20 protein-coding genes and 1 pseudogene are annotated in these 26756 nt (G+C 44.4%); 17 read left to right on the top strand and 4 right to left on the bottom strand.

Annotated features, from left to right (window positions below):
- Nucleotides 1-85: 85 nt before the first annotated feature.
- On the bottom strand, nt 86-706 hold the full coding sequence (locus ACWXW9_RS23560; protein WP_494931429.1) for a GntR family transcriptional regulator: 621 nt from the start codon (nt 704-706) through the stop codon (nt 86-88).
- A gap of 242 nt (nt 707-948) precedes the next feature.
- On the opposite strand from ACWXW9_RS23560, the gene garR reads away from it, so the two are divergent.
- The 12 genes from garR (at nt 949) to tkt (ending at nt 17845) form a co-directional block, all read left to right on the top strand.
- Nucleotides 949-1842: a 2-hydroxy-3-oxopropionate reductase gene (gene garR / locus ACWXW9_RS23555; RefSeq protein ID WP_494931428.1), complete on the top strand. Its 894-nt coding sequence runs from the start codon at nt 949-951 to the stop codon at nt 1840-1842.
- 42 nt (nt 1843-1884) lie between these two features.
- A complete protein-coding gene (locus ACWXW9_RS23550) occupies nt 1885-3321 on the top strand; it encodes a four-carbon acid sugar kinase family protein (RefSeq protein ID WP_494931427.1) in 1437 nt (478 codons plus the stop codon).
- Nucleotides 3322-3384: 63 nt separating this feature from the next.
- Complete coding sequence (locus ACWXW9_RS23545; RefSeq protein WP_494931426.1) at nt 3385-4743, top strand: GntP family permease; 1359 nt, start codon at nt 3385-3387, stop codon at nt 4741-4743.
- Between the two features lie 224 nt (nt 4744-4967).
- A complete protein-coding gene (gene licT / locus ACWXW9_RS23540; protein WP_494931425.1) occupies nt 4968-5825 on the top strand; it encodes a BglG family transcription antiterminator LicT in 858 nt (285 codons plus the stop codon).
- Nucleotides 5826-6009: 184 nt separating this feature from the next.
- Nucleotides 6010-7869: a beta-glucoside-specific PTS transporter subunit IIABC gene (locus tag ACWXW9_RS23535; RefSeq protein ID WP_494931424.1), complete on the top strand. Its 1860-nt coding sequence runs from the start codon at nt 6010-6012 to the stop codon at nt 7867-7869.
- A gap of 76 nt (nt 7870-7945) precedes the next feature.
- The gene (locus ACWXW9_RS23530; protein WP_494931423.1) at nt 7946-9355 is read left to right on the top strand and encodes a glycoside hydrolase family 1 protein; all 1410 of its coding nucleotides are present in this window, start codon (nt 7946-7948) and stop codon (nt 9353-9355) included.
- A 144-nt stretch (nt 9356-9499) separates the two neighbouring features.
- Nucleotides 9500-10402 (top strand): LysR family transcriptional regulator, encoded by a 903-nt coding sequence (locus tag ACWXW9_RS23525; protein WP_494931422.1) that lies wholly within the window; start codon nt 9500-9502, stop codon nt 10400-10402.
- 123 nt (nt 10403-10525) lie between these two features.
- A complete protein-coding gene (locus ACWXW9_RS23520; protein WP_494931421.1) occupies nt 10526-11665 on the top strand; it encodes a 5-methyltetrahydropteroyltriglutamate--homocysteine S-methyltransferase in 1140 nt (379 codons plus the stop codon).
- 415 nt (nt 11666-12080) lie between these two features.
- Nucleotides 12081-14126, top strand: coding sequence for a BglG family transcription antiterminator (locus ACWXW9_RS23515; protein WP_494931420.1), 2046 nt, complete (start codon nt 12081-12083; stop codon nt 14124-14126).
- Nucleotides 14123-14404, top strand: a complete 282-nt coding sequence (locus tag ACWXW9_RS23510) for a PTS sugar transporter subunit IIB (protein WP_044647107.1) — start codon at nt 14123-14125, stop codon at nt 14402-14404. Before ACWXW9_RS23515 ends, ACWXW9_RS23510 begins: the two co-directional genes overlap by 4 nt.
- A gap of 15 nt (nt 14405-14419) precedes the next feature.
- Entirely contained in the window at nt 14420-15778 is a 1359-nt protein-coding gene (ulaA, locus tag ACWXW9_RS23505; protein ID WP_137062493.1) for a PTS ascorbate transporter subunit IIC, read from the top strand.
- A gap of 54 nt (nt 15779-15832) precedes the next feature.
- Complete coding sequence (tkt, locus tag ACWXW9_RS23500; RefSeq protein ID WP_494931480.1) at nt 15833-17845, top strand: transketolase; 2013 nt, start codon at nt 15833-15835, stop codon at nt 17843-17845.
- A 142-nt stretch (nt 17846-17987) separates the two neighbouring features.
- Here tkt and ACWXW9_RS23495 read toward each other — a convergent pair whose 3' ends face one another.
- Nucleotides 17988-18332, bottom strand: a complete 345-nt coding sequence (locus ACWXW9_RS23495; protein ID WP_137062494.1) for a helix-turn-helix domain-containing protein — start codon at nt 18330-18332, stop codon at nt 17988-17990.
- Nucleotides 18333-18590: 258 nt separating this feature from the next.
- Here ACWXW9_RS23495 and ACWXW9_RS23490 point away from each other — a divergent pair, with 258 nt between their 5' ends.
- A complete protein-coding gene (locus ACWXW9_RS23490; RefSeq protein ID WP_014280781.1) occupies nt 18591-18695 on the top strand; it encodes a hypothetical protein in 105 nt (34 codons plus the stop codon).
- Between the two features lie 333 nt (nt 18696-19028).
- On the opposite strand, the pseudogene ACWXW9_RS23485 reads toward ACWXW9_RS23490, so the two are convergent.
- Nucleotides 19029-20158: pseudogene (locus ACWXW9_RS23485) on the bottom strand (phosphodiester glycosidase family protein).
- Between the two features lie 249 nt (nt 20159-20407).
- Here ACWXW9_RS23485 and ACWXW9_RS23480 point away from each other — a divergent pair.
- The 4 genes from ACWXW9_RS23480 (at nt 20408) to nspC (ending at nt 25878) form a co-directional block, all read left to right on the top strand.
- Entirely contained in the window at nt 20408-21031 is a 624-nt protein-coding gene (locus tag ACWXW9_RS23480; protein WP_494931419.1) for an SMI1/KNR4 family protein, read from the top strand.
- A gap of 181 nt (nt 21032-21212) precedes the next feature.
- A complete protein-coding gene (htpG, locus tag ACWXW9_RS23475; RefSeq protein ID WP_494931418.1) occupies nt 21213-23093 on the top strand; it encodes a molecular chaperone HtpG in 1881 nt (626 codons plus the stop codon).
- Nucleotides 23094-23530: 437 nt separating this feature from the next.
- Complete coding sequence (locus ACWXW9_RS23470; protein ID WP_137062499.1) at nt 23531-24730, top strand: saccharopine dehydrogenase family protein; 1200 nt, start codon at nt 23531-23533, stop codon at nt 24728-24730.
- Between the two features lie 8 nt (nt 24731-24738).
- Entirely contained in the window at nt 24739-25878 is a 1140-nt protein-coding gene (gene nspC / locus ACWXW9_RS23465; protein ID WP_494931417.1) for a carboxynorspermidine decarboxylase, read from the top strand.
- Between the two features lie 116 nt (nt 25879-25994).
- On the opposite strand, the gene ACWXW9_RS23460 is transcribed toward nspC, so the two are convergent.
- Complete coding sequence (locus tag ACWXW9_RS23460) at nt 25995-26483, bottom strand: hypothetical protein (protein ID WP_494931416.1); 489 nt, start codon at nt 26481-26483, stop codon at nt 25995-25997.
- Nucleotides 26484-26756: the final 273 nt, after the last annotated feature.

Genomic DNA, 26756 nt, shown 5'->3' with positions numbered 1-26756 from the left:
TCATACCCAAAAAGACCGCTAAGCACAAGGACTCAAGTGTTTAGCGGTCTTTTTGGCATGGCATAGAAATGGAGAATGGAAAAGCCTATCTGATCAGATGCAGACAAAAATCCAAATCCGCTTGAAGATGCTCCTTCATCAGCCGTTCTGCCGTGTCACCATCATGCGCCCGAATTGCTTTGCAAATGTGCTGATGCTCGTCAATCAGAAAGGGGCGATGATAGTAGACGACCGTATGACGGAATAAATAAATGACGGATTGCATCCGGTCAAATAAATCAATCATCATCGAATTATTGCTGGCGCTCATAATGATTTCGTGAAACTCTTTATTCGCCTGCATCACCTCATCCAGCGAGCCGGAGCGCCCAATTTCCACACATTGCTCCAAAGCCAGCAGTTCTGTCTCGGACAGGTAGGCCGCTGCACTTCGCGCCGCATGTCCTTCGAGCAGCATCCGCAGCTCAAAGGTGTTACGCAGGTCCGTTTCAGATAGCTTGACTACACGCTTGTTAACGATAAGCCCTTCCTGCTCCAGTTTGCGGATGGATTCCCGGATAGGTGTCCGGCTCACACCGAGCTGCGTGGCAAGTTTTTCCTCGACCAACTTGGTTCCCTGAGGAATTGTTCCGTTCAGGATCATATCACGCAACGTTTCATAGGATTGCTGGTGCGCCGTTCGGGAGTTATTGCTGCTGTACTGCATGGTCATTCACCTCTACGTCTACTTTAGCGAAAAGACGGAGGTTAAACAACGTTTATCCTATGTGTTCGATAAAAATTGATACAAATTTTAAATTTTTGTATACAAAAATGAATTTATTGTGTACAATTTCAAATGTAAAGACAAATTAATAGCGCTTACATGTGATAAAAAGCGTTTACAAATGGATTTTTATAAAAATCCTGAATAGGAAATCGATTTGAAAAGCTACGGAGGACTTTAACATGACAAAGAAAATTGGATTTATTGGATTAGGTATTATGGGTCGTCCGATGTCGTTGAATCTTTTGAAAGCGGATTATGAACTCACTGTATTCGATATTAATCAGGAGGCAGTCGCTGCTCTGGTTGCATCAGGGGCACATGCAGCCGCCTCTCCCAAGGAAGTTGCGGAGCGCAGCGAGATCATTTTCACAATGCTGCCGAATTCCAACCATGTGAAGGAAGTGGTTTTGGGCGAGAACGGGATTTTAAAAGGGGCTAGTGTTGGAAGCGTTATTGTGGATATGAGTTCCATTTCCCCCGTTGTCTCCAAAGAGCTGTCGGTGAAAGCTGCTGACGCTGGTCTGCATATGCTGGATGCACCTGTCAGCGGTGGCGAACCGAAAGCAATTGATGGGACATTGGCGATTATGGTTGGTGGAAAAGAGTCCGTGTTTGAACATATCTTGGATGTTCTGCATGTGTTGGGTCAGGATGTCACCCTGGTTGGTGATAACGGCTGCGGTGCAACGGCAAAGCTTGCTAACCAGATTATTGTTAATCTGAATATCGCGGCCATGTCCGAAGCGCTCGTATTTGCAGCCAAGGCGGGCATTAATATTGAAAAAATGTACCAGGCTATCCGTGGCGGATTGGCAGGCAGTGCGGTACTGGACGCTAAAGTTCCTCTGATTTTGGAACGTAATTTTGTGGCTGGCGGACGTATTGATATTAATCTCAAGGACATGACGAATGTTATGGAAACGGCTCATGATATCGGGGTGCCATTGCCGCTTAGCAGCCAACTGCTGGAGATATTCCACGCACTGAAAGTGGACGGAAAAGCCGCAGACGATCACGGCGGGATTGTGCAGTATTTTGAAAAGCTTGCGGGTGTACAGGTAAAAGCAGAGTAGGTAGAGCGTGCTAATCCAGAATTTGAATAAGGTGGAGATTACATGAATGTAAAAGCAGGATATTCTTCGTTGTCAGCTTTTCAGGCAAAACTGCCTTCCGAATGGGAAAACAAAGGGATTCGTCAGGAGATTCAACGGATAAATGACACCAGAGGTCGGAAAATTATCGTTTTGGACGATGACCCAACAGGTGTACAAACAGTTCATGATATCGACGTTTTGACGCAGTGGGATGAAGAATTGCTTCGTGAAGCATTTGATTCCCCGGAAACACTCTTTTATATCCTGACCAATACTCGTGGGCTTGATGCGCAGACCGCAGAACGGATTAACCGCGAAATCGCACGCAATGTGCAGGCTGTTGCAACCGAGAAGAGAAAATCATTTACCTTTATCAGTCGCAGTGACTCCATGCTGCGTGGGTATTATCCGCTGGAAACAGACGTACTGGCAGAAGAGATTTCACGTCAGAGCGGACGGAGCTACGATGGTCATCTGATCATTCCGGCCTTTTTCGAAGCTGGACGCGTGACGGGCGCCAACACCCACTATATGGTGGAGAATGACACGCTGATTCCTGTACATGAGTCGGAGTTTGCCAAGGATAAGGTATTCGGCTATAAGAACGGCGATTTGACAGCATGGGTGGAAGAAAAGACAGAAGGCCGTATTCAAGCCTCGGAATGTCTCATCATTTCACTGGAACAGATTCGCAAGGGACCGAACGCCGTTCAAGACATCTTGCTGCAAGCCCAACATAATGTGCCGATCATCGTTAATGTGCTTTCGTATGCGGATATGGATGTGTTGTCACTGGGACTGCTGAAAGCAGAGGAGCAGGGAAAATCGTTCATTTTCCGTACAGCCGCTTCCTTTGTCAAATCATATGCCGGGATATCTGACCAGGATTACTTGCCTAAAGAACGTCTGATTGCAGGTGGACAGGAAGGCCATGGTGGTATTGTCGTCGTTGGTTCCTATGTTCAAAAAACAACACGCCAACTGGAGCAGCTACTGACGTATCCGGGCATCGTGAGTCTGGAAATTGATGTGGAGCGGGTGCTCGATCCTGCTGGCTACAAACAGGAATTAAGCCGCGTCATAGAAAAAGCCAACAAACAACTGGCTGCGGGCAGCAATGTGGTTGTATACAGTAGCCGCAAGCTGATCACGGTGAATAACAAAGCTGACAATTTCAAAATTAGCCAAACGGTATCCGGTGCACTGGTCGAAATCGTACAATCGCTTGAGACGGTACCCAAGTTTATCATTGCCAAGGGTGGAATCACTTCCAGTGATGTGGCGACCAAGGGCCTTGCCATCCGCAAAGCGCGTGTACTTGGTCAGGTAACGGCAGGTATCCCGGTGTGGTTGACCGGAGACGAAGCCAAATTCAGCGGTATTCCGTATATCGTGTTCCCCGGGAATGTGGGCGGAGAGCGGACATTGCTGGAAACCGTAGAGAAAATCGAAAACTAGCAGGGGAAACCCCTGTATTTTAACAAACATAGAGAGCGCTTACTTAACTAAGGGGGTTATGTGATGTATTCCGTATTCGGACTCAGTCATGACGCAAGTTTGTTGTTGTATGCACTTATTTCTATTATCGGACTGATTGTGCTGATCGCCAAAGTCAAAATGAACCCTTTTGTCGCGCTCATTGTCGGCGCTGTATTTATGGGTCTTATCGCAGGTATGCCGCTGAAAAGCATCGTAACAGCCTATCAGGAGGGCGTGGCCAGTGTACTTGGCTTTATCGCGATTGTGCTCGGTCTGGGTACGATGCTCGGTAAGTTGATGGCGGAATCTGGCGGCTCGGAGCAGATTGCCAAAACGATGGTTCGGGTGTTCGGTGAGAAAAACGTCCATTGGGCCATGATGGTTGTCGCTGTTATCTGCGGTATCCCTGTGTTCATTCAGGTGGGTATCGTGCTGTTGTTCCCGCTTGTATTCGTGATTGCCAAGCATACGGGAACGTCGCTGATCAAAATCGGGATTTCCCTCGTAGCTGGATTGGCAGTCGTGCACAGTCTGATTCCACCACATCCGGCGGCGATGCTGGCCGTAGGTATTTTTAACGCCAACATCGGTAAAACGATCTTCCTTGCGCTCATCGTAGCGCTTCCTTCCGCAGCTATTGCGGGTCCGATCTACGGAAGCTGGATTTCCAAACGTATCAAGGTGGAAACCTCCAGTGAATTGATGGAGCAATTTACGGAAACGAGAGAAAGAGAGCTGCCAGGCTTCGGTATTACACTTTTCACGATTATGCTGCCTGTTATTTTGATGCTGATGGCGACGATTGTTGATCTAATTTTGCCAGAAGCCAACGGCTTTAGACAGGTCATTGATTTTATCGGCAGTCCGATCATTGCGTTGCTGCTTGCCTTGTTGTTCTCGCTCTACTCTTTTGGTTATGCACGCAATTTCGACAGTAAACAGTTATTGAAATTTACGAACGATTGTCTCGGTCCGGTTGCTTCCATTATCTTGCTGATCGGCGCGGGCGGCGGTTTCAACAAGATTTTGACCGCCAGTGGCGTGGGTGACGCGATTGCAGGTTTTGCCCAGCATGCACATTTATCACCGCTTGTGCTTGCCTTTGTCATTGCGGGTCTGATCCGTGCAGCCGTCGGTTCTGCCACGGTAGCCATGACGACTGCGGCGGGTATTGTCGCTCCAATCGCGGTCACCATGCCGGGTGTAAGCCCGGAGCTGCTGGTACTGGCTACAGGAGCAGGCTCGATCATTTTGTCCCATGTCAATGACTCCGGCTTCTGGATTGTCAAAGAATACATGAACCTGTCCGTACCGCAAACCCTGAAAACGTGGACGGTCATGGAAACTATTCTCGGATTTAGTGCTTTTGCCATCGTAATGCTGCTCAGTATCTTTATCTGACTTATATCATAATCTATATTTACCAAACGACTTTTAATCATGATTGTATTGTTATTCTGGTTTGAAAGCGTTATAGTAAAAGTAATTGAATGAAGGGGCAAGTAACCTTCGGGATTGTTACTGGTTAGCAGGCGATACCCAAATAATGACTAATTATTTAGTCGTTATTTGGTTTTTTTTGTTACTACAAACTTTGTCATTACATCAATGAGGTGAGTAGATATATGATCATCCGGCAAATATTTAACAACAATGTTATTCGGGCCGAAAATCAGGTTGGTCATGAATTTGTTGTCATAGGGAATGGTCTGGGCTTTAAAAAGAAAAATGGTCAGAGGGTCGATGAGGAAAAAATAGAAAAAACTTTTGTATTAAAGTCCGATAAAATTCCGCAAAAATTAATTGATCTCATTGGAGAAACATCTGTAGAATATTTAAAGGTAGCGGATGAAATTGTAGGGAACGCGAAAAAGGAAATGGGAGATATTTTTAGTGATAACATTTATATCTCTTTGATTGATCATATTCAATTTGCTATCTCTCGGTACAGGAAATCCGTGGGACTAAAAAATTCACTTTTGTGGCAAATTAAAAAATTTTACAAAAAAGAATTTATGATTGGTATGAATGCACTGGATATTATCCACGCTCAATTTGGTATTCACATGGACGAGCATGAAGCAAGCTTTATTGCCATGCATTTTGTCAATGCAAGGCAAGACGGTCAGGGAATGAAGCAAACGGTTGAGATTACGGAGGTCATTGATGACATTTTCAACATTGTAACCGATTACTATCAGCTGGCATTGGATGAAACTTCATTCAACTATTCCCGGTTTATTACCCATTTACAATACTTTGCTCAAAGAATGCTGAGTAACGAACAAGAGCAACGAGCTTCAGGCGACAACTTCTTGTATGAGCAGGTCAAAGATAAATACACGAAGGCTTTTCAATGTACCCATTTGATTAATCAATACCTGGAAAGCAAGCATGAAAGCGCTATGTCGATTGATGAAAAGGTGTACTTGACGATTCATATACAGCGTGTGACTTCCAGAAACGATATGGCTGGTTCCTAGAAAAAAAGCTTGCAAACGATTTCTGAGTGATTTATAGTAGGCTCACAACTTAAATATAAGGATTGTTACTGGTGAAGCAGGCGATACCTAAATGAATGGCAGTGATCATTTTCTTTGATTACACAGGCCTTTCGTTTAGGTATTTTTTTTGTTTTAAGACAATCTGCCCAGAAGGAGAATGAACATGGACCATAAGAAAATGGGCGATGACATCGTACGCCTCGTTGGAGGAGAAGAAAATATTAACGGGCTTGTGCATTGTGCGACACGGCTCAGATTTGACCTGAAAGATTCAAGAAAAGCTGAAAGAGAAACGCTAGAGAAGCATGAGGGCATCATTACTGTTGTCGAAAGCGGGGGGCAGTTTCAAGTGGTTATTGGGAGCCACGTTGCCTATGTATATGCGGAGATCATGAAAAACAGGGATTTTGGATCGGACTCTCCTGCGGCTGGTGAATCAAGCGGAAAGAAGACATCGGTCATATCTACAATCTTTGAAGTCATTTCCGGCAGTTTCTCCCCGCTGATTCCGGCGATGGCGGGCTCGGGGATGATAAAAGCACTCCTGACGGTTTTGACCTTGCTGGGGTGGATGTCTGTAACAAGTGATACCTATCTGATCCTGTCTGCTGCGGGGAATGCTGTGTTTTACTTTTTGCCGATTTTGCTTGGGATCACGCTTGGTATAAAGCTGAAGGCGAATCCTTATGTAGCCGGTGTCATCGGTGCGGCCCTCATGGAACCCAACTTTACGGGGCTGATGGACAAAGGCTCTGATGTATCGTTTTTAGGAATACCGGTGGTCATGATGAACTACTCGGCCAGTGTTTTCCCGGTTTTCATATCCATCAGCATATATGCGTTGGTAGACAAGTTTTTGAAGAAGATCATTCTTAAGGATCTACAGCTTTTTTTAGTTCCGATGCTGGCTTTAATGATTATGGTTCCGCTATCTGCGATCGCATTCGGACCTTTCGGTACAGGGGTAGGAGATTGGATTTCTTCAGGTGTGACATGGTTAATCGGTGTAAGTGGCATTTTGTCAGGGATTGTTCTTGGCGGTTTTATGACCTTTATGGTCGTCTTCGGACTTCACTGGGGGTTTACACCCATCACGATTCAAAATATCGGTGTTGGCGGTGATCCGATTGAGGCGATGGCTGCAGCAGCAGTATTTGCTCAAATTGGTGTCGCATTTGGTATTTTCCTGAAGGCGAAAAAAGATAAAACACTTAGAACTCTTGCCGGTTCCACGAGTATTACAGGATTGCTGGCTGGTGTGACAGAGCCGATTGTGTATGGTCTGGTGCTTCGCTTTAAACGTGTCATTCCTATTGTCATTATCGCTGGGGCTATAGGCGGAGCCATCAATGGACATTTTGGGGTGAAAATGACAGCTTATGTTTTTCATAATATTTTTGCTATTCCAGTATATACGCCAACCTTAATTTACGTTATCGCCATTGCATGTTCATTTATAGCTGCAACGCTAATGGTTCTTATTTTTGGGTATGAAAGCAAGGTTAAGGGGGAGGCCCCGGAAATGGATGAATCCGTGAATACAGAAGAACCCGTGGCCGTCGACATCAAGAAAGAAACGATATACAGCCCGATCACAGGCAAGACTACACCACTGAGCCAAGTGAATGATTCTGCATTTTCTACAGAGGCCATGGGAAAAGGGTTAGCCATTGAACCGTCTGTCGGTGAGGTCGTAGCGCCGATAGATGGAGTTGTAACCTCGCTGTTCCCCACAGGACACGCGATAGGCTTGACTTCAAATGCGGGTACAGAGATATTGATTCATATCGGAATTAACACAGTTGCTCTGAAAGGGAAGCATTTTAATCCAGTGGTTAAAGAGGGGGACAGTGTGAAACAGGGCGATTTGTTAATCCAATTTGACAGGGAACAGATTATAGAAGCAGGATACGATACTGTGACCCCTGTCATCGTTACACTTACTAAAAATAAAGTGGACGTATTCGAGACAAATCAGGAGCAGGTTCAGAAAAACGAAGTATTGTTAACTTTGGTTGTGTGATACAGGAAAGCGTCATCATCATATACATGGATTGCGAACATCAGAAGGATATAACTATAACTGGAGGGACTATATCATGAAACATGATCAATTGAAGGCATTTCCCGAAGATTTTTTCTGGGGAGGTTCAACTTCCGCTTATCAAGTAGAGGGTGCATGGGACGAAGATGGAAAAGGACCCTCTGTCATTGACATGGCTAATCACGTCGAAGGGGTCACTGATTTTAAGGTAACCAGTGATCATTACCATATGTTCAAAGAAGACGTAGCTTTGATGGCTGAAATGGGCTTTAAAGCGTATCGTTTCTCTATTGCCTGGACACGTATTTATCCACAGGGCGCAGGTGAAGTTAATCAGAAGGGAATCGCGTTTTACAGCTCATTAATTGACGAACTCATTAAATATGGTATTGAACCGATTGTTACTATGTATCATTTTGATCTGCCTTATGCTCTTGAAAAACAAGGCGGATGGTCGAACAGGGAGACGATTGACGCCTTCGAGCAGTATGCCAAAACATTGTATGAGAACTTTGGAGACAGGGTGAAATATTGGTTAACCATCAATGAGCAAAATATGCTGATTCTCCATCCCGGCTCCATCGGAACTTTAGATACAAGCCTGGAAAATCCGCAAAAGGTACTTTACCAACAGAATCATCATATGTTAGTAGCGCAGGCGAAAGCGATGGTGTTGTGCCATGAGATGCTGCCTGACGCGAAAATCGGACCAGCGCCGAATATTGGGGTCATTTATCCAGCGAGTTCCAAGCCGGAAGATACGCTGGCGGCTGACAACTATGCAGCCATTCGCAACTGGCTCTATCTGGATATGGCGGTATTTGGTCGATACAATCACATTGCCTGGAGCTATTTGGTCGAAAAAGGATATGAGCCTGTCATTGAAGAGGGCGATATGGACATATTAGCGAAGGGAAATCCAGACTTTATCGCCTTTAATTATTACACCTCTCAAACCGTAGGAGAAAGCTTGGATGACGGAAATGATTTTTCACATACAGGAGATCAGCATGAAATTGTGGGTGAGCCAGGAGCATACAGAGGCTCGGTGAATCCTAATCTGCAAACGACGGAGTTTGGCTGGGAGATTGACCCGGTCGGTTTTAGATCCACGCTGCGTCAAATTTATTCCCGCTACCATTTGCCTCTCATCGTGACGGAGAATGGTTTAGGCGCTTTTGACAAGCTTGAAGAAGGCGATGTAGTGAATGATCCTTATCGGATTGACTTTTTCAAAAAACATATTGATCAGATTCAACTGGCAATTACAGATGGCGTAGAAGTATTCGGCTTCTGTCCATGGTCTGCGATTGATCTTGTTAGTACCCATCAGGGCTCCAGTAAGCGTTACGGGTTTATCTATGTTGATCGTGAAGAGTTTGATCTCAAAGATTTGCGCCGTATTCGTAAACAAAGCTTCTATTGGTACCAAAAACTGATCACCACGAATGGTGAAGTCCGTTAATTAAAGCAATAATACAAGAGCACCTCCCTGAAATGGATATTACCATTTTGAGGAGGTGTTATTTTGGGTTTAGGGGTTTCTTAAACAGCAGTGTTATCATGTGTTATATAATAGAAGAAACACAAACGGAAAGGACACCATTCATTGACCTTACAACAATTAAAATATGTCATCGAGGTTGCCAATCGTGGCTCCATGAATGAGGCGGCAAAGCGGTTGTTTATTTCCCAGCCCAGTCTGTCGAACGCGATTCGGGATCTGGAGGAAGAAATTCATATCACGATTTTTGATCGTACCAATAAGGGCATTTCTTTGTCCAAGGAGGGTGTGGAGTTTCTCGGTTATGCGCGTCAGGTCGTCGAACAGGCGGAGCTGCTGGAAAGTCGCTATCTGGATGCCAAGCCTTCACCGCAGCATTTTTCCGTATCCACGCAGCATTATGCTTTTGCTGTAAATGCATTTGTGAATCTGGTGAATCAATATGGACAGGACGAGTATGAGCTGGCTTTGCGGGAGACGAAAACCCATGAAATCATACAGGATGTCAAAAGCTTGCGCAGCGAAATTGGAATTTTGTATCTCAACGAATTTAACGCCAAGGTGATTAATAAGCTGCTAAAAGATGCAAATTTGCAATTTAACAGCCTGTTTACGGCCAAGCCGCATATTTTCATCAGCACCAATAATCCGCTATCCCGACAGTCCATCGTAACCATTGATCAGCTTCATCCTTATCCGTATCTGTCCTTTGAGCAAGGGGAGTACAATTCTTTTCACTTTTCCGAGGAGATTCTGAGCACGCTGTCGCATCCGAAAAGCATTCGTGTCAATGACCGGGCGACCCTTTTCAATCTGCTGATTGGCCTGAACGGGTATACCATTTCTACCGGGGTGATCAGTGCGGATCTGAACGGTAACGAGATTATTTCCGTACCTTTGGAATGTGAGGAGTCTATTAATGTGGGATGGATTTGTCATAAAAATGCTGCGCTCTCCAAGCTGGCTTCCGTCTATGTAGAAGCGCTGCATGAGGCGATAGGCGAGTAAAAAGTTTGGTATAGCTTTAGGCTATAACTAGCTATAGTTTATTGGAGTTACATTATAACTGAAAATGTGTGTTATCTTTCTTACAAGAACTTCACTACAGAAGTGAAAAAGGAGATAACCCTAATGAGCAGCATCCTTGACAATGCATCCCAACGAAAAGTGACCCCTTTCAGACATGATATGGTCGGCAGCTTTCTGCGTCCGCAAGCGATCAAAGACGCCAGAATCAAATTTCAAAACAACGAAATCTCTGCGGATGAACTGAGAAAGATTGAAGACAACGAAATTACAAAGCTGGTAGAAAAGCAAAAATCCGTAGGACTTAAAGCTGTGACAGACGGCGAATTCAGACGCTCTTGGTGGCATCTTGATTTTATGTGGGGCCTGGATGGCGTGGAAAAGGTAGAGCTTTCGAACGGTTACCAATTCCAAGGCGTGGAAACAAGAGCGGAAACCGCACGCTTGACTGGTAAAATCGGTCACTCCCGTCACCCTTTCATTGAAGACTTCAAATTCTTGAAGCAAGTAGCAGGTGAGGATGCCATTGCACGTCAAACCATTCCGGCACCTGCGCAATTCCTGGCCGAGTTGTTGCGTGGAGAGAACAAAGAAACAACCGATACCTATTACAGCAACCTGGATGAGCTGGTGACGGATATCGCCAAAGCTTACAAATCCGTGATTCAAGCATTCTATAATGAGGGCTGCCGCAGCTTGCAGCTGGATGATTGCACATGGGGCATGCTCTGCGATAAAAACTATTGGGAAGCCAGACAGCATGCGGGTGAGAATGTGGAAGATACCAAAAAGCTGTTCGCCCGCGTGAATCAGGAAACCGTAAATGATCTTCCAGCCGATTTGGTCGTTACAACCCACGTATGCCGTGGTAACTACCATTCCACCTGGGCATCCTCCGGTGGCTACGAGCCAGTTGCTGAAACCCTGTTCGGCATCGACAACATCGACGGCTACTACCTCGAATTTGATACCGACCGTGCAGGCGATTTTACACCGCTGAAGCATCTGAAAGGCCAGCAGCAGATCGTCTTGGGTCTCGTTTCCTCCAAAACAGGTGAGCTGGAAGACAAGCAGACGGTCATTAACCGCATTAAGGAAGCCACTCAATTTGTGGATATTAACCACATCTGCCTTAGCCCACAATGCGGCTTCGCTTCGACAGAAGAGGGCAATATTTTGACAGAAGAGCAGCAGTGGAAAAAGCTTGCCTTCATTAAAGAGATTGCGGACGAGATTTGGAAGTAAGGGTTTAGGGGAATTGATTGGGTAGGTTCTTTAAACTAAAGATCCCGTTATCATAAAAAACACGCCACATGGGCGTGTTTTTTTATTTTGGCGTGTGACTTAGCTTCAATTCTTAATTAATATTCCCATAGTTTTATTCCGCTCAGAAGCACATGACTTGGTGTATAATCCTTATCCCCATTTATTTCTTGCGTTTGAGCGCATCCTGTAGAGGGCATACCTGTTTTGTAGAATTATTGCCTTCCCCTCTACAAGTCACGCTATTGATTTTACAGGAGCCTCTTGCCTTTCGCATGTAAGTAAAGGATGACATTTCAGTCCAATACACCTGCCAACATCACAACAAAGATTGGATTCAACAGCTATGATATGGCTCATAATTTTCATTTATAATAAGCACAAGGAGGCTCATAAGATGTTTGACCACAAGTCATTGCAATTGCTAACTCAGATGGTTAACTATCCGAAGTTGTCAATTCCGGAGTTGAGACTTCAATTGAATTTATCGCCTCGACAGTTTGAATATACGCTGAATAAATTAAATACCGGACTAATTGAGTTGGAATTACCGAAGATTGAAGTAATTGAAATGGGGTTTAAGATTGACGAAAGAGTTAAGAAATACTGGAAAAATGAGGAGTTATCACTTGGTCGCAAGCAACTGGTTTTTCAAGAGAATGAACGACTGTATTTGATTTATTTATACACGTATATCCGGCGGGAGCCGATTTCGATCGTTCATTATCAGTCTTTGCTCCAGGTAAGCAGGAATACGGCCTTGGCAGATGTCAAAAAGCTACGTGCGCTTTGTCAGGGAGAAGGTGTCAAATTAGATTATAACCGAACGGACGGTTTTAAATTGGAGGGAGAAGAGCGTCACAAGCGGCGATTTGCATCGGTATGTATTGGGACACTATTACAGTTGCCGATGGGACGCCCGGGTATCAAGCAGGTGATGGATAGTTGGAAATATGAAGATGCGAGTACAACGATCAAGCAGCAATTAACCGATATGGCTCATGAGTATCAGGTCGTCTTTGTGGGTAACAGGCTGGATCAACTTATTTATGAGCTGTTGTTTCTGCAATTCCGCTATGGGCGTAATGCACTGCTTTTGCCCGTTAAGCAAACAGAGTTAATACAACAACAACCACTCTTTCTGATGGGCAAGAAATTATCCGCTTATTTGTTTAATGAAGTGCATGAGATGGAGATCGTATATCTAACGATTCAATTATTGTCAGCTACGCAGGGCGTGCCCCATATTTATCCCAGTGAAGAGCTGAGTTATGTATCTGACGAAATTATCAGGGAAGTAGAACGCCTGACCCTAGTACCCTTTAAAGAAAAACCTATTTTACAATCGATCTTGTACAAGCATTTGGTACCGGCTTACTTTAGGATTATGTGTGAAGTGCCTTTATCTAATCCTTTAATTGACACTATCAAAGCAGAACATGATGCCCTGTTCAAACTGGTCAAGCAAGCGTTGAAGCCATTGTCTGATTTTACAGGGGAGTGGATCTCGGATGAAGAGGTTGGATACTTTACCATTTTGTTCGGGGGGCATGTCCGCAGATTAGAACCTGAACCTAAAGTATACCGGGCTACAATTGTATGTCCAAACGGGATCAGTTCCTCCATGATGTTACGGACGCAATTGTGTCAGCTATTTCCGGGCGTGCATTTTACGGAATCACATTCGGTTGCGGAATTAAAACAGATATCTCCGGATAGCTATGACATGATTTTTTCTACTATTTATTTGGAATCATCCAAACCTGTTTACTTGACTCGCCCATTATTAACCGCATTAGAAGAAGATTATTTGCAACAAGCTGTTGCTGCTGATTTTGATCTGCCCGTACCTTCTGCGGTGCCCATAGATGAATTAATGGCTACCATACGGAAACATGCCACGATTAAAAGCGAAAAAGCACTTTATACAGATTTAACAAATCATTTACGACAGATGCGTTCAATTGAAAGGAGTCATTCCCCTATGTTGTCCGAGCTTTTAACTGTAGATAAAATTCGATTCACGGATGCTCCCCTGGATTGGAAGGAAGCGATTCAACTAGCAGCCAAACCATTAGAGGAACAGAACTATATTACACCTGACTACACACAGGCAATGATTAATAGAGTTTTGGAAATCGGTGCTTTTATTCATGTCGGCAAAGGAATTGCTATCCCACATGCAAGGCCGGAACAAGGTGTGCAGAAATTGGGGATGTCGCTGTTGCGAGTGAAAAAACCGGTGTTGTTGCTTGATCAGCCGGAGCATGCGATTGATATGTTTATTTGCCTAGCGGCGATTGACAATAAGTTGCACTTAAAGGCGCTGACGGAATTGACTTCGTTTCTGGTCAACGACGATTCGTTAAACCGTTTGAAAGAAGCTACAACAGCGGACGAAATTATAGCCATGATGCAAAAAAAAGGAGACGATAAAAAATGAAAATTTTAACAGTTTGTGGTTCTGGTCTGGGAACAAGCTTTATGGTGGAAATGAATATTAAGCAGCTATTGAATGAGATGGGCGTAGAGGGTGTGGAAGTAGATCATTCCGATCTGGGCTCCGCTACGCCTGGGAGCGCAGATGTGTTTTTTCTTGCCAGAGACATTGCTGAAGGCGGAGCGAGCCTGGGTGATGTGGTCGTTCTGGAAAACATTATCGATCTCGAGGAATTACGCACAAAACTAACAGCAGTCTTACAAGATAAAAATCTATTGTAAGGAGAATTGGCCCATATGAATAAAGCTTTGAATATACTGATTAACGTTTTGAGTGAGCCGTCTGTGCTAGTTGCGTTGATTGCTTTGGTAGGGTTGCTGGCTCAGCGGAAAAATCTCTCGGATATCTTGAAGGGAACGACCAAAACGTTTGTAGGATTTCTTGTCATCAGCGCAGGCGCAGGTGTTTTGCAGCAAGCTCTTGCCCCTTTTGGCGATATGTTTAAAGCAGCGTTTCATGTAAGCGGTATCGTTCCAAATAATGAAGCTATTGTGGCTCTTGCCGTGAGTAAGTATGGTTCCTCCACCGCATTGATTATGTTTTTTGGTATGATTGTGAACCTGTTAATTGCTCGTTTTACACGATTTAAGTACATTTTTTTAACAGGTCATATTACGCTATATATGTCATGTATGATTGCTATCATTTTATCAGTGAGTGGTTTCACATCCGTCTCCCTTATCCTTTTTGGAGCGCTGACTGTAGGTATTTTCATGTCGCTTTCTCCAGCCGTTGTGCAGCCATTTGTCCGTAAATTAACGGGCAATGACAATGTGGCTTTGGGGCATTCTGGCGCGGTCGGCTTTGCTATTGGCGGGCTGGTAGGTATGGCAGTGAAAGGTAAGAAAGACATTGTATCTACTGAACAAATCAATTTCCCTAAAGGACTCGGCTTTCTGCGGGACAGTACGGTCAGTATTGCGTTAACGATGGCGGTCTTCTACATCATTGTAGCCCTTTTTGCAGGTCCGGCTTATGTCGAAAGTCACTTGAGTAACGGGAAAAACTATATTTTATTTGCGCTACTTCAGGCAGGGTTGTTTTCTGCAGGCGTATTTATCATCTTGTCGGGTGTACGTCTGGTCTTGGCTGAAATTGTACCGGCATTTAAAGGGATTTCCTCGAAAATTGTACCAAATTCCAAACCGGCGCTGGATGTCCCTATTGTTTATACCTATGCTCCGAACGCGGTACTGATAGGCTTTTTCTCCAGTTTTGTGGGGGGGATTGTCAGCATGCTCATTCTGGTTTTATCCGGCGGGATTGTTATTTTACCTGGGGTTGTCCCGCACTTCTTCACAGGAGCAGCAGCAGGAGTGTTTGGAAATACCATGGGCGGTGTGCGTGGCGCCATTTTAGGCGCATTTGTGAACGGAGTGCTCATCAGCTTCATGCCTATTCTATTAATACCTGTTTTAGGGGATCTCGGGTTAGCCAACGCAACCTTCTCCGATTCCGACTTTGGTGTAGTGGGGCTGTTCTTGAGCGGGCTAAACCAGATGGGTGGAAAAACGATAACGATGATCGGGATCGGTGTGGTGCTGCTCATTATGATTTTGGTAAGCCTGAAAAAGCCGAAAAGCAGTGCGCAATAAACAATATAAATGAACACTATAAAAAACGAGGATCAGGAAGAGAGGACAAACTTTATGAGATTTGACCAGCAAGACCTTCAAGCCGTTATGGCCATCCGAGCATTATCTTTGGACGCGATTGATGAAGCAAACTCCGGGCATCCCGGATTACCTTTAGGAGCAGCACCTATGGCTTATGCTCTTTGGTCACAGGCATTACTTGTAAATCCCAAAAATTCGCGATGGGAAAATCGGGATCGGTTCGTTCTGTCTGCTGGCCATGGATCCATGCTCCTTTACAGTTTGCTTCACTTATCCGGTTTTGATGTGACGATTGACGATTTGAAGAAATTTCGCCAGCTAGGTTCCCGAACGCCCGGGCATCCAGAAGTCGGACACACCGACGGTGTGGAAGCGACGACGGGACCCTTGGGACAAGGGGTGGCGATGGCTGTTGGCATGGCATTGGCAGAACGGCATTTAGCAGGTTTATATAATAAGGAGTCATTTCCGATTGTGGATCACTACACATATTGTTTGTGCGGAGATGGTGATTTAATGGAGGGCGTGGCTAATGAAGCGATCTCTCAAGCCGGCCATGAGCAATTGGATAAATTAATCATGCTATACGATTCCAATGACATATCGCTGGATGGAGAACTGAGTCACTCTTTCTCAGAAAATATAAAACAGCGGTTTGAGTCCAGTGGGTGGCAACATATCCTGGTTACAGAGGGTAATGATCTTACCGAGATTACTGCAGCGATTGACTTGGCACGAGAAAATCATACACAACCTACAATTATTGAAGTGAAGACTGTGATCGGGTATGGCTCACCGCATGCCGGTACGCATAAAGTTCATGGTTCACCTCTGGGAGAAGCAGGAACGGCTGCGGCAAAATTGAGCTATCAATGGGAACTACCGGCTTTTACCGTATCAGAGGAAGTATATACCCTTTTTCGTGAAAAAGTAGCAGCTCGTGGTGCCAAAGCCGAGGCTGAATGGCAGGCTCTAATGGTGAATTATACGGAAAGTTATCCAGAACTGGCTAAACAGTTTCATGACAGCTTTACCAATACACTGCCCGTAGATTGGGAAAAACCATTGGCTGATTACGAAGCAAGCTCAAGTAAAGCAGGACGAGATACCGGCAGCGACATCTTGAACTTGATTGCACAGCAGGTCCCTTATTTCTTTGGAGGTTCAGCTGACTTAGCGAGCTCCAATAAGACATTAATTGCAGGAGATGAACGTTTTTCTAAATCAGCCCCAGCAGCACGTAACATTTGGTTTGGTGTACGTGAATTTGCAATGGCAGCTGAAATGAATGGCATAGCCCTGCACGGTGGGTTAAAGATTTATGGAGGAACTTTCTTTGTATTTTCTGATTATTTAAAAGCAGCTATACGCTTGGCGGCCATTCAGCAACTTCCGGTGATTTACGTACTAACCCATGACTCCATTATCGTAGGAGAAGACGGACCTACCCATGAGCCGATCGAGCAACTGGCAGGATTGCGTGCGATGCCAAATTTAAATGTAATCCGTCCCGCAGACGGCAATGAAGTGATCGCTGCCTGGCATATGGCGATCTCATCAGTTTCAACACCGACAGCACTTGTCCTTACACGTCAGGCTCTGCCGATCCTTGCAGGCAGCTCTGAAAAGGCGTTGGAAGGTGTGAAAAAAGGCGGATATGTTTTAGCGCCTGCTTCCAAAGAAGTACCAGATTTGCTGTTAATCGCAAGTGGTTCAGAGGTGAAGCTGGCTGTCGAAGCACAGAGTATCTTGGAAAACGAAGGCATTTCAGCATCTGTCGTAAGTTTGCCGAACACATCTGCTTTTGATCAGCAGGACGAAGCTTATAAAGAAAGAGTCTTGCCCAAAGCAATACGTGCCCGCGTCGGCATTGAAATGGGGGCAAGCTTTGGCTGGGAACGCTATATCGGACTGGACGGAAAGATGTTAGCCATTGATCGTTTTGGCGCATCCGGTAAAGGAACCGAAGTTGTAGAAGCCTTTGGCTTTAACGCAGCCAATATCGTTGCTTTAGCGAAAGAGGTACTTGCTGAATTAAGGAAATGATAAGAAATTAGAAACACTGAAAAGGCGCAAATACGCTACTAAGCAGTTACGCAAAAAAAGTCGTTCATTAGATCAATCTGATGAGCGGCTTTTTTGATATGGTTCTACACGATGTAACTGAACCACATATGCGTGCGTGTCATTATTCATTGTTTAAAATTTCTTTAACAATATTTTTCGCTAGCTTAATTTTTTGAGGGTTTGACTTTCTAAGCAATGTTAGTATTTCATTTAGTTCGGCTTCATGCTTTGTAACCTTAATTTCCTCATTTACATAAGCAAAAAGCTGAATCAAATTAACATCCAGTGCATCTGCAATTTTAGCTATATTCAATAACGATACGTTCTTTTCCCCACGTTCAATCTGCCCTATGTATGAAAAATGAAATCCGCCTTTTTCTCCAAGCGACTCCTGAGACAATCCTTTTTCTTTTCGCAAAGCACGTATCCTGGCACCCACTAGTTTGAGAACTTCTTTATCGTCCATCGTCTACACCTCACTTATTCTAAAAGTGTAGACAAGATATCTAAAGGAAAACATTGAATGATGAATACAATAAATATTAATAATATCTATAAGTATTATTTTGGGTATAATAAGACTAATATTGAAATTCTCTGGAGGAATAGCTATGAAAAAAGAAGAAGTCCTACCATGCCAAATAAACGTTGCCAATGCGCCCTGTCGTAAACCGTTTTTCTTCATACGATAAGAGTATGCTTTAAAGCAAGGAGGGATTCAAACATGGGTGAAGTTGGTTATGGTGGCGGTGGAGCATGGACATCCACAGGCGCGATTCTGGTATTGTTCATTTTGCTGGTGATTATTACTAAATCTTTTCTGATCTAACAGCAGGTTAGCATCGCTTAAATCTACAAAGCAGCCTTCTTTCACTACAGAGTGAGGGAAGGCTTTTTTAATGCAGAATGGATGTTAGCCCAAGCATGTTGTCTGTCCCTGCAAGCATTGCTATACTTTAATTACAGGGAAAATTTCCCTCAGTATTATGACATACATGGATGGCAGCATACGTGAAAAAGTAGTCTGATCCGGTTGTAAATTGCAGGGTGAACTTATAACGACAGGGACAAGCTGCCTGAACAGGTGGAAACCGGAACTGGGGAAAATGGCAAAGGCCATCCCCACGGCTTTACATATCCGTGAAGACAGCCCTTAACCCGTCTATTGATATTTTATAATAATCGCATTGCTGATTTGGCGGCCGGGTGTGGTGAGATAGGAGCCGTTGTAATACAGCCCGCTGGAAGCACCGCCGTCCAAATTCATGGCCTGATAAGCGCCTGCCTGCTTCATGATTTGAGCGAGCTGTGACATGGTGGCTCCGCTTGTGGTCAGGAGGATCAGCTTATGATCCCATGTAATCCCGAGGGCGCTTCTGGCCCCGCCGCCTGTTAATATTTTAGGGTCCTTGAAGCCTTCGGATTTTATATTCAGGGAAACTTTTCCGTTCGTCACCAAGCGTGGTCCAGCTTGAAGGGCGCCTTCGACGTTGCCTTGACTTAAACGCCGCTCAAAGGCTGGACCTGAAACCAGCTCGGCCAAATGGTTAGCATCGTACGTGAAGACGGTTCGTTGGTCGCCAGAGCTTTTTTTCAACAATTTCCCGTGGCTGACCAGATAGCCGTAAGGCGTTTTGTAGGAGCTTTTGGTATAGGCGTCAAAGTAGGTACCGTTGATGGCTACAACCGCTTGATTGCGTTTGGCGAGACTGCTTAGGTTCTCCACTTTGCCGATGCTATTGCCTGCCAGCGCCACATCCAAACTCACCTTGGGATGAAGCATGGAGATGATGACCACCTTAGCGGAGAAGGTGCGTGATCCGACCTTGAAGCTCTTGTGAGCCGTCTGGATCGATGTGGTGCTGCCAGGTAGCTTGCCCGTGAATACCGGAAGCCTGAAGACGTTGTGCCCTGCTTGATATGTACGGATGAGGTTTCCTTTTGCCATGAGACTTGCAGGTTTAGATGCTGGCTGATGAACTGCAAGGGAACGTAGGTGGAACCATTATCGGTAAAAGGAGCCTTTTGCATACGGATTGTTTGATCATTCACTTTAGCCGTAGACTGTCCTGCAAATAAGGTGAGCCGGGTATCGCCTTGGGCAATTTCAATTTTTTTGTCCGTAGCCGTCATGTTGATGGTGATCCCTTCATAGCTGTTCAGGAGGCGGAGAGGGATGAAGGAGTGGTTACTCTGATCCACGTAGACCAGCATGGGCGCTGGTGCAGCAGCGTAGATCGGGGTTACAAGTAATAGCAGGGACAGGATAACAAGCGCGGTGATTCTTTTCATGAATAGATCAATCTCCTTATGTAGTCTTGACACTTTACGAGGTGCTTGTACTTATATCGGGTTTTATAAGTTGTAAAATGTATGTGCGAGACAGGGCGTTGGATCATCTGGCGTAACCATGAGCCACTGCGCTGGTAATACGAATATTTTGCAAATGAGGATAAAAGCAAAATCTGTTAAGCTAACTTGGAAGAATGTGTAATGGCATATGATACAGTTCTGATATAGAAAGGAAAGAGGTGCGGAGACATGGACAAGAAGGCGGATATTCGCACATCCATGAAGGAGTTATTTGCACATATGGATGAGGCTTTTTTTATGGATTTGGTAGAAAATGTGCCTTTCGAGATGCGTGACGGCAATGCCGATGAGGAAGGCTGGATCAAGTGGAAGCCTCTTCCTTCGCAGATCACAGAGCAGGAAGTTCGGGATCTTGAGGAAACCTACCATTTCGAGCTTCCTCCTCTATTGAGAAGTTTCATCATGTCCTATCACTATGTGTCTTTGCAATTCGATAACGAATTCATTCCTGGAGTATACTGGAGCGATTGCGCCTTTATTGAGTTTCCGCGACTGCCTGTGGGTCAAGGCTTGAAGGGGTTTCATGATTTGCTCCGCCAATGGTCGCCCTTGCTATCGGCAGGCTATATTCCCTTTGCAATTGCAGAGGACGATCAGGGCCCCGTTTGTTTGAATGCAGGAAGCAGACATAAGGATGGGGACTATCCTATCGTATGGTTCTTTCATGAGGATTTGCAGCATCTGGACGAGGATGAGCAACGCATCAGGGATAACCTGATTCCCCATGTACAAGGGCTGTTTCCCTCTTCTGTCGAGATGTTTAACGTGATGTTTAAGCAGATCAGGCACTAACAATTTCGGAATTGGGACTATATCATGCATCTATCGTATTGACATAAAAAATGAGGAATGTTATAAAAAAAGGTAGGCTGGCACTCGAATGAGGGGAGTGCTAACAGACTTTCCGGTTTGGACGGTTCCCCATGTGCAGCCTTACCTTACATAAGGTTCATATTCGAAAGGAGATATCAGAATGGAGAAAAAACAGTTTCAGGCTGAGTCCAAGCGTCTGCTCGAAATGATGATTAACTCGATTTACACGCAAAAGGAAATTTTTCTAAGAGAGCTGATCTCCAACGCAAGTGATGCAATTGATAAAATTTATTACAAAGCGTTGACGGATGATCAACTGGTCTTTGACAAAGAAAATTACTATATCAAAGTAACGGCTGACAAGGAGAACAGAACGCTCACTCTTCGCGATACCGGGATTGGTATGACGAAGGAAGAGCTGGAAAATAACTTGGGTGTCATTGCTAAAAGCGGCTCGCTGGCGTTCAAAAATGAAAATGAATCCAAGGATGGACATGACATCATTGGGCAGTTCGGGGTCGGCTTCTATTCGGCATTCATGGTGGCGGATGTCGTAACAGTGACTACAAAGGCACTGGGCAGCGATACCGCTTATAAGTGGGAATCCACAGGTGCAGACGGGTATACCATTGAGCCGGCTGAGAAGGATGAAGTCGGTTCTGTGATAGTTTTGAAAATCAAAGCAAACACCGAGGACGAATCCTACGACGAATATTTGGACGAGTATCGTTTAAAAGCACTGATCAAGAAATACTCCGACTTTATCCGTTATCCGATCAAGATGGATGTTACAGGCAAACGTCTGAAAGAGGGCAGTGACAACGAATTCGAAGATTACGAAGAAGAACAGCGTATTAACAGCATGGTTCCCATCTGGAGAAAGAACAAAAGCGAGCTGACCGACGAGGATTATCAAAATTTCTATGCGGAAAAACGCTATGGCTACGACAAGCCACTCCAGCATATCCACGTCAGCGCGGACGGCGCGGTGGTGTACCAGGCTATTTTGTTCATCCCGGAAAATATCCCGTTTGATTTCTATTCCAAGGAGTATGAAAAAGGACTGGAGCTGTACGCCAACGGCGTGCTGATTATGGAAAAATCGCCTGACCTGCTGCCGGATTATTTCAGCTTTGTCAAAGGTATGGTGGACTCCGAAAGCTTGTCGCTGAACATTTCCAGAGAAATGTTGCAGCATGACCGCCAACTGAAGCTGATTGCTAAAAATATCGAAAGCAAAATCAAAGGCCAGCTGCTGACTCTGCTCAAAAATGACCGGGAAAAGTATGATCAATTCTACAAATCATTTGGCAGACAATTGAAATTTGGCGTCTACAACGATTATGGCACTCATAAGGAGACGCTTCAGGATCTGCTCATGTTCTACTCTTCTACGGAGAAAAAGCAGGTTACACTGGACGAGTATGTATCGCGTATGCCTGAGGATCAGAAGTATATTTATTATGCTTCCGGAGAGTCCAACGAACGTATTGAGAAGCTGCCGCAGACCGAAATGGTGGCCGACAAGGGCTACGAAATTCTGTATTTCACCGATGATATCGATGAGTTCGCTATTAAAATGCTCATGAGCTACAAGGAGAAAGAATTCAAATCCGTATCCAGTGGCGATCTGGGCATTGAGGCTGACGAGAATGAGAAGGAAACAGAAGCGGAACAAAACGACAACAAAGAGCTGTTCGAGTACATGAAGGGCTTGCTGGAAGGCAAGGTATCCAGTGTTAAAGCCTCCAAGCGCTTGAAGACGCATCCGGTGTGTCTGTCCGCAGACGGCGAAGTGACGATAGAAATGGAGAAAATCTTAAATGCCATGCCGAACAACGCCGATGTCAAAGCGAATAAAGTGCTGGAAATCAACATCAACCATGCGGTGTTCAACTCTTTGAAAGAGGCTTTTGCCGAGGACAAGGAGAAGGTCAATCTTTACACGGCACTGCTGTATAATCAGGCACTGTTGATCGAAGGTTTGCCACTGCAAGACCCGGTTGAATTCACCAACGATATTTGCAAAATCATGGTTTAATAAGGTTTAGTTTTGCTTTAGTTTTATAGAGAGCCGTTCCCGCATCGGGGGCGGCTTTATTCATGATAAACAATCCTACAGTACCAGCCAATTATTTTACCACCCTCTGAATTTTCTTCATAGGAATTGGCATGGTGGCCTTTTTACTAGAAATAAGATAATATTAACTCCTTAAGGCTGTTTACTTGGAATGCAAAAAAACTTCCGGTAAACGTGCACTGACTTCCTTGGAACGCCTTGGGAGGGGCTTTGTGCTCTTTATTTTATGGCGTTTTCATGCCTGAATTTGGGATTTGTAAAATTTTTGTGACATAGCCGTGTGAATTTTTACACTGCAAATTATCGTTTTTCTTGATTATTTGGTGGGATGTCTTTATAATCATTTTGTTTGCAAGAATGATTAGCGATTAGCGTATGGAATAAGGAGGTTATTTATTTTGGGAAAAGCGTTGATTATTGGCGCCGGTGGCGTGGCCAGCGTTGTGGTGCATAAATGTTGCCAAAACCCAGATGTATTTGAAGAAATTTGTATCGCGAGCAGAACTGTTGAGAAATGCGATGCGCTTAAAGAAAAGCTGGGTGGAGGCCGTACGAAGATACAAACGGCTCAGCTGGATGCTGACAACACCGACATGGTCATTGACCTGATTCGAAGCTTTCAACCGGATGTAGTTATCAATGTGGCTCTCCCTTATCAGGATTTGACGATTATGGATGCTTGCCTTGAGACAGGCGTTCATTACGTTGATACGGCGAATTATGAACCGCCGGATACGCCGAAGTTTGAATACAGCTGGCAATGGGCCTACAAAGAAAGATTCGAAAAAGCGGGCATTACAGCTCTGCTGGGCAGCGGTTTTGATCCAGGCGTGACTGGAGTATTTACGGCTTATGCTCAAAAGCATTATTTTGATGAAATTCATACGATTGATATTGTAGATGCGAATGCAGGGGACCACGGATATCCTTTTGCAACTAACTTTAATCCGGAAATTAATATTCGGGAAATTACGGCGAAGGGCCGTTACTTTGAAAATGGAGAGTGGATTGAAACTGAGCCTCTTTCCGAGAAAAAGGTATACGACCTTCCTGAAATCGGACCGAAAAACATATATCTTTTGTACCATGAAGAACTGGAATCTCTTGCAGTAAACATTAAAGGCGTGAAAAAAATCCGTTTCTGGATGACTTTCTCGGACAACTACCTGAATCATTTGAACGTGCTTCAAAACGTAGGCATGACTTCCATTGAGCCTATTGATTACGAAGGACAGCAAATCATTCCATTGCAATTCCTGAAAGCCATTTTGCCAGACCCGGCTTCCCTCGGACCTAGAACCAAGGGTAAAACGAACATTGGATGTATCATCCAAGGCGTTAAAGACGGAAAACCGAAAACGTATTATGTATACAATGTGTGTGATCATGAGGAATGTTATGCAGAGGTTGGCTCCCAAGCCATTTCCTACACGACAGGTGTTCCTGCCATGATCGGCGCAATGCTTATCATTAAAGGCATCTGGAAAAAACCAGGCGTATACAACGTTGAGGAATTTGATCCAGATCCATTCATGGAAGCACTGAATAAACACGGATTGCCATGGCAAGAAAGCTTTACGCCAACGTTGCTTGATTGAGGCCTGTGATGAATATTGATATTAGCGGACTTCCATCACCTTGTTACCTTGTTGACGAAAGACTTCTTGTGAAAAACCTTGAGGTTTTAAATTCTGTTCAAGAGCGAACAGGCTGCAATATTTTGCTTGCTCTTAAGGGATTTTCGATGTTTTCGACATTTCCTCTGGTTGGTAAATATTTAAAAGGCGTAACTTCCAGTTCGTTGTTCGAGGCGAGACTGGGTCGCGAAAAAATGGACAAGGAGGTTCACGTATACGCACCAGCTTATGTTGACAGTGAATTTGACGAGCTACTGGAGTATGTTGACCACGTCGTTTTCAACTCCTTCGATCAATTGAAACGGTTCAAAAGTAAGGTGCAAGGCGTGACTTCCAAAAAGATAGAAATTGGAATTCGGGTCAATCCGGAATATTCGGAAATCGAAACTCCGCTGTATGATCCTTGCTACAACAACTCCAGAATGGGTGTGACTTTGGCTAACTTTAGACCTGAGGATCTGGAAGGCGTGGACGGTATTCATTTTCATACGATGTGTGAACAGAATTCAGACACGCTGGAGCGCACCATTAAAGTCGTGGATGAGAAATTCGGGCCATATATTAAGCAAATGAAATGGCTTAATTTTGGCGGCGGTCATCATATCACCAGAGAAGACTATGATCTGGACACGCTGGTACGCTGCATCCAATATTTTCAGGATAAATATGGTGTACAGGTTTACCTGGAGCCGGGCGAAGCTATCGCTTTGAATACAGGTTATCTGGTTGCTACAGTCCTGGATACGATGAAAAACGGAATGGATATTGCGATTCTGGATACTTCGGCTGAGTGTCATATGCCCGATGTGCTGGCTATGCCATACCGCCCGAATATCATTGATGCAGGTAAGCCTGGTGAGTATGCGCACACCTACAGACTCGGTGGCCTTACCTGCCTGGCCGGAGATGTAATTGGAGACTACTCCTTTAAAGAGCCATTGAAGCCGGGAGACAAGCTTGTATTCTGCGACATGGCCCATTACACGATGGTCAAAAACCACATGTTCAACGGAGTCAACCTGCCAGCCATCGCTAGCTACAACGACGAAGAAGGCATTAAGGTGATCCGCCAGTTCTCCTATGAGGATTTTAGCTCACGTCTGTCCTAAGATATGGATAGTGTGAAATGACTGATTGTACCGAATGGAATAACTGAACTACAAAAACCTCGCCCCTTGACATAGGGGCGAGGTTTTTGATTTATAAGGGTTAGGAATTTTAATATTTATTGTTCAATGGTAGCTGAAAGCCTATAATCGAACTGTTGACCAATTTCGTAGCCTGGAACCTCAACTGCTATATAATACCATTTGCCAGCTTCAAGTTCTTTGCCTAAAGTGTTCTGACGATTTTCCGCTGCTCTAATCTCATGACCATTGCTATCGGATAGAACCAATTTTAACCATGCATTAGGATACTTATTCCCTTCGATTCTAAAATTAACCCGCTTGGTCTGAAAAGCCTTGAACTTAAAAACATCATATGAATCCCAATTTCCTTGAGTAAGTTTTCCAATGCTTCCATATATATCATCACCCAACCAAACTTCGCTTGCTTCTTCAAAGCTATTATTAGGCTCTCTGTCGGTCCCGTTATCATAGAGTTTAATCGATTCCTTAGTGGGTGAAGCAATGTCTTCTTGAGCAAAGGCGGCACCGGCAGAAGTACTTAACATAAGTGTCAGACCTAATGAAGCTAACAACGTTTTTTTCATGAATAAACGACCTCTCTTTTTGGGATTTATATTCATTTATATGAATATATTAGTAATAGAACTCAGATCAATTGTATAGTATTTACCAGTAAATTGGAACAATAAAAAGGAATATTTATCAATAAAATAAATATAATAGAACATTTTGTTACAAAGGTGTATTTCTTTCATCTCTCAAGAGTAGAATCTAAGGAAGTTCTGTAGAAAAGACATGAACTATGTACAAACGACTAAAACGAAATACATAATCGGAATAAATAATATTATAGTTTT

The organism is Paenibacillus sp. LT-B23, assembly GCF_059417685.1.
This window is presented reverse-complemented; position numbering and strand designations above follow the sequence as displayed.

Bases quoted from the DNA above. Each gene is read 5' to 3' on its own strand.
- ACWXW9_RS23560 (WP_494931429.1), bottom strand. From the start codon at position 706: ATGCAGTACAGCAGCAATAACTCCCGAACGGCGCACCAGCAATCCTAT.
- garR (WP_494931428.1), top strand. From the start codon at position 949: ATGACAAAGAAAATTGGATTTATTGGATTAGGTATTATGGGTCGTCCG.
- ACWXW9_RS23550 (WP_494931427.1), top strand. From the start codon at position 1,885: ATGAATGTAAAAGCAGGATATTCTTCGTTGTCAGCTTTTCAGGCAAAA.
- ACWXW9_RS23545 (WP_494931426.1), top strand. From the start codon at position 3,385: ATGTATTCCGTATTCGGACTCAGTCATGACGCAAGTTTGTTGTTGTAT.
- licT (WP_494931425.1), top strand. From the start codon at position 4,968: ATGATCATCCGGCAAATATTTAACAACAATGTTATTCGGGCCGAAAAT.
- ACWXW9_RS23535 (WP_494931424.1), top strand. From the start codon at position 6,010: ATGGACCATAAGAAAATGGGCGATGACATCGTACGCCTCGTTGGAGGA.
- ACWXW9_RS23530 (WP_494931423.1), top strand. From the start codon at position 7,946: ATGAAACATGATCAATTGAAGGCATTTCCCGAAGATTTTTTCTGGGGA.
- ACWXW9_RS23520 (WP_494931421.1), top strand. From the start codon at position 10,526: ATGAGCAGCATCCTTGACAATGCATCCCAACGAAAAGTGACCCCTTTC.
- ACWXW9_RS23515 (WP_494931420.1), top strand. From the start codon at position 12,081: ATGTTTGACCACAAGTCATTGCAATTGCTAACTCAGATGGTTAACTAT.
- ACWXW9_RS23510 (WP_044647107.1), top strand. From the start codon at position 14,123: ATGAAAATTTTAACAGTTTGTGGTTCTGGTCTGGGAACAAGCTTTATG.
- ulaA (WP_137062493.1), top strand. From the start codon at position 14,420: ATGAATAAAGCTTTGAATATACTGATTAACGTTTTGAGTGAGCCGTCT.
- tkt (WP_494931480.1), top strand. From the start codon at position 15,833: ATGAGATTTGACCAGCAAGACCTTCAAGCCGTTATGGCCATCCGAGCA.
- ACWXW9_RS23495 (WP_137062494.1), bottom strand. From the start codon at position 18,332: ATGGACGATAAAGAAGTTCTCAAACTAGTGGGTGCCAGGATACGTGCT.
- ACWXW9_RS23490 (WP_014280781.1), top strand. From the start codon at position 18,591: ATGGGTGAAGTTGGTTATGGTGGCGGTGGAGCATGGACATCCACAGGC.
- ACWXW9_RS23480 (WP_494931419.1), top strand. From the start codon at position 20,408: ATGGACAAGAAGGCGGATATTCGCACATCCATGAAGGAGTTATTTGCA.
- htpG (WP_494931418.1), top strand. From the start codon at position 21,213: ATGGAGAAAAAACAGTTTCAGGCTGAGTCCAAGCGTCTGCTCGAAATG.
- nspC (WP_494931417.1), top strand. From the start codon at position 24,739: ATGAATATTGATATTAGCGGACTTCCATCACCTTGTTACCTTGTTGAC.
- ACWXW9_RS23460 (WP_494931416.1), bottom strand. From the start codon at position 26,483: ATGAAAAAAACGTTGTTAGCTTCATTAGGTCTGACACTTATGTTAAGT.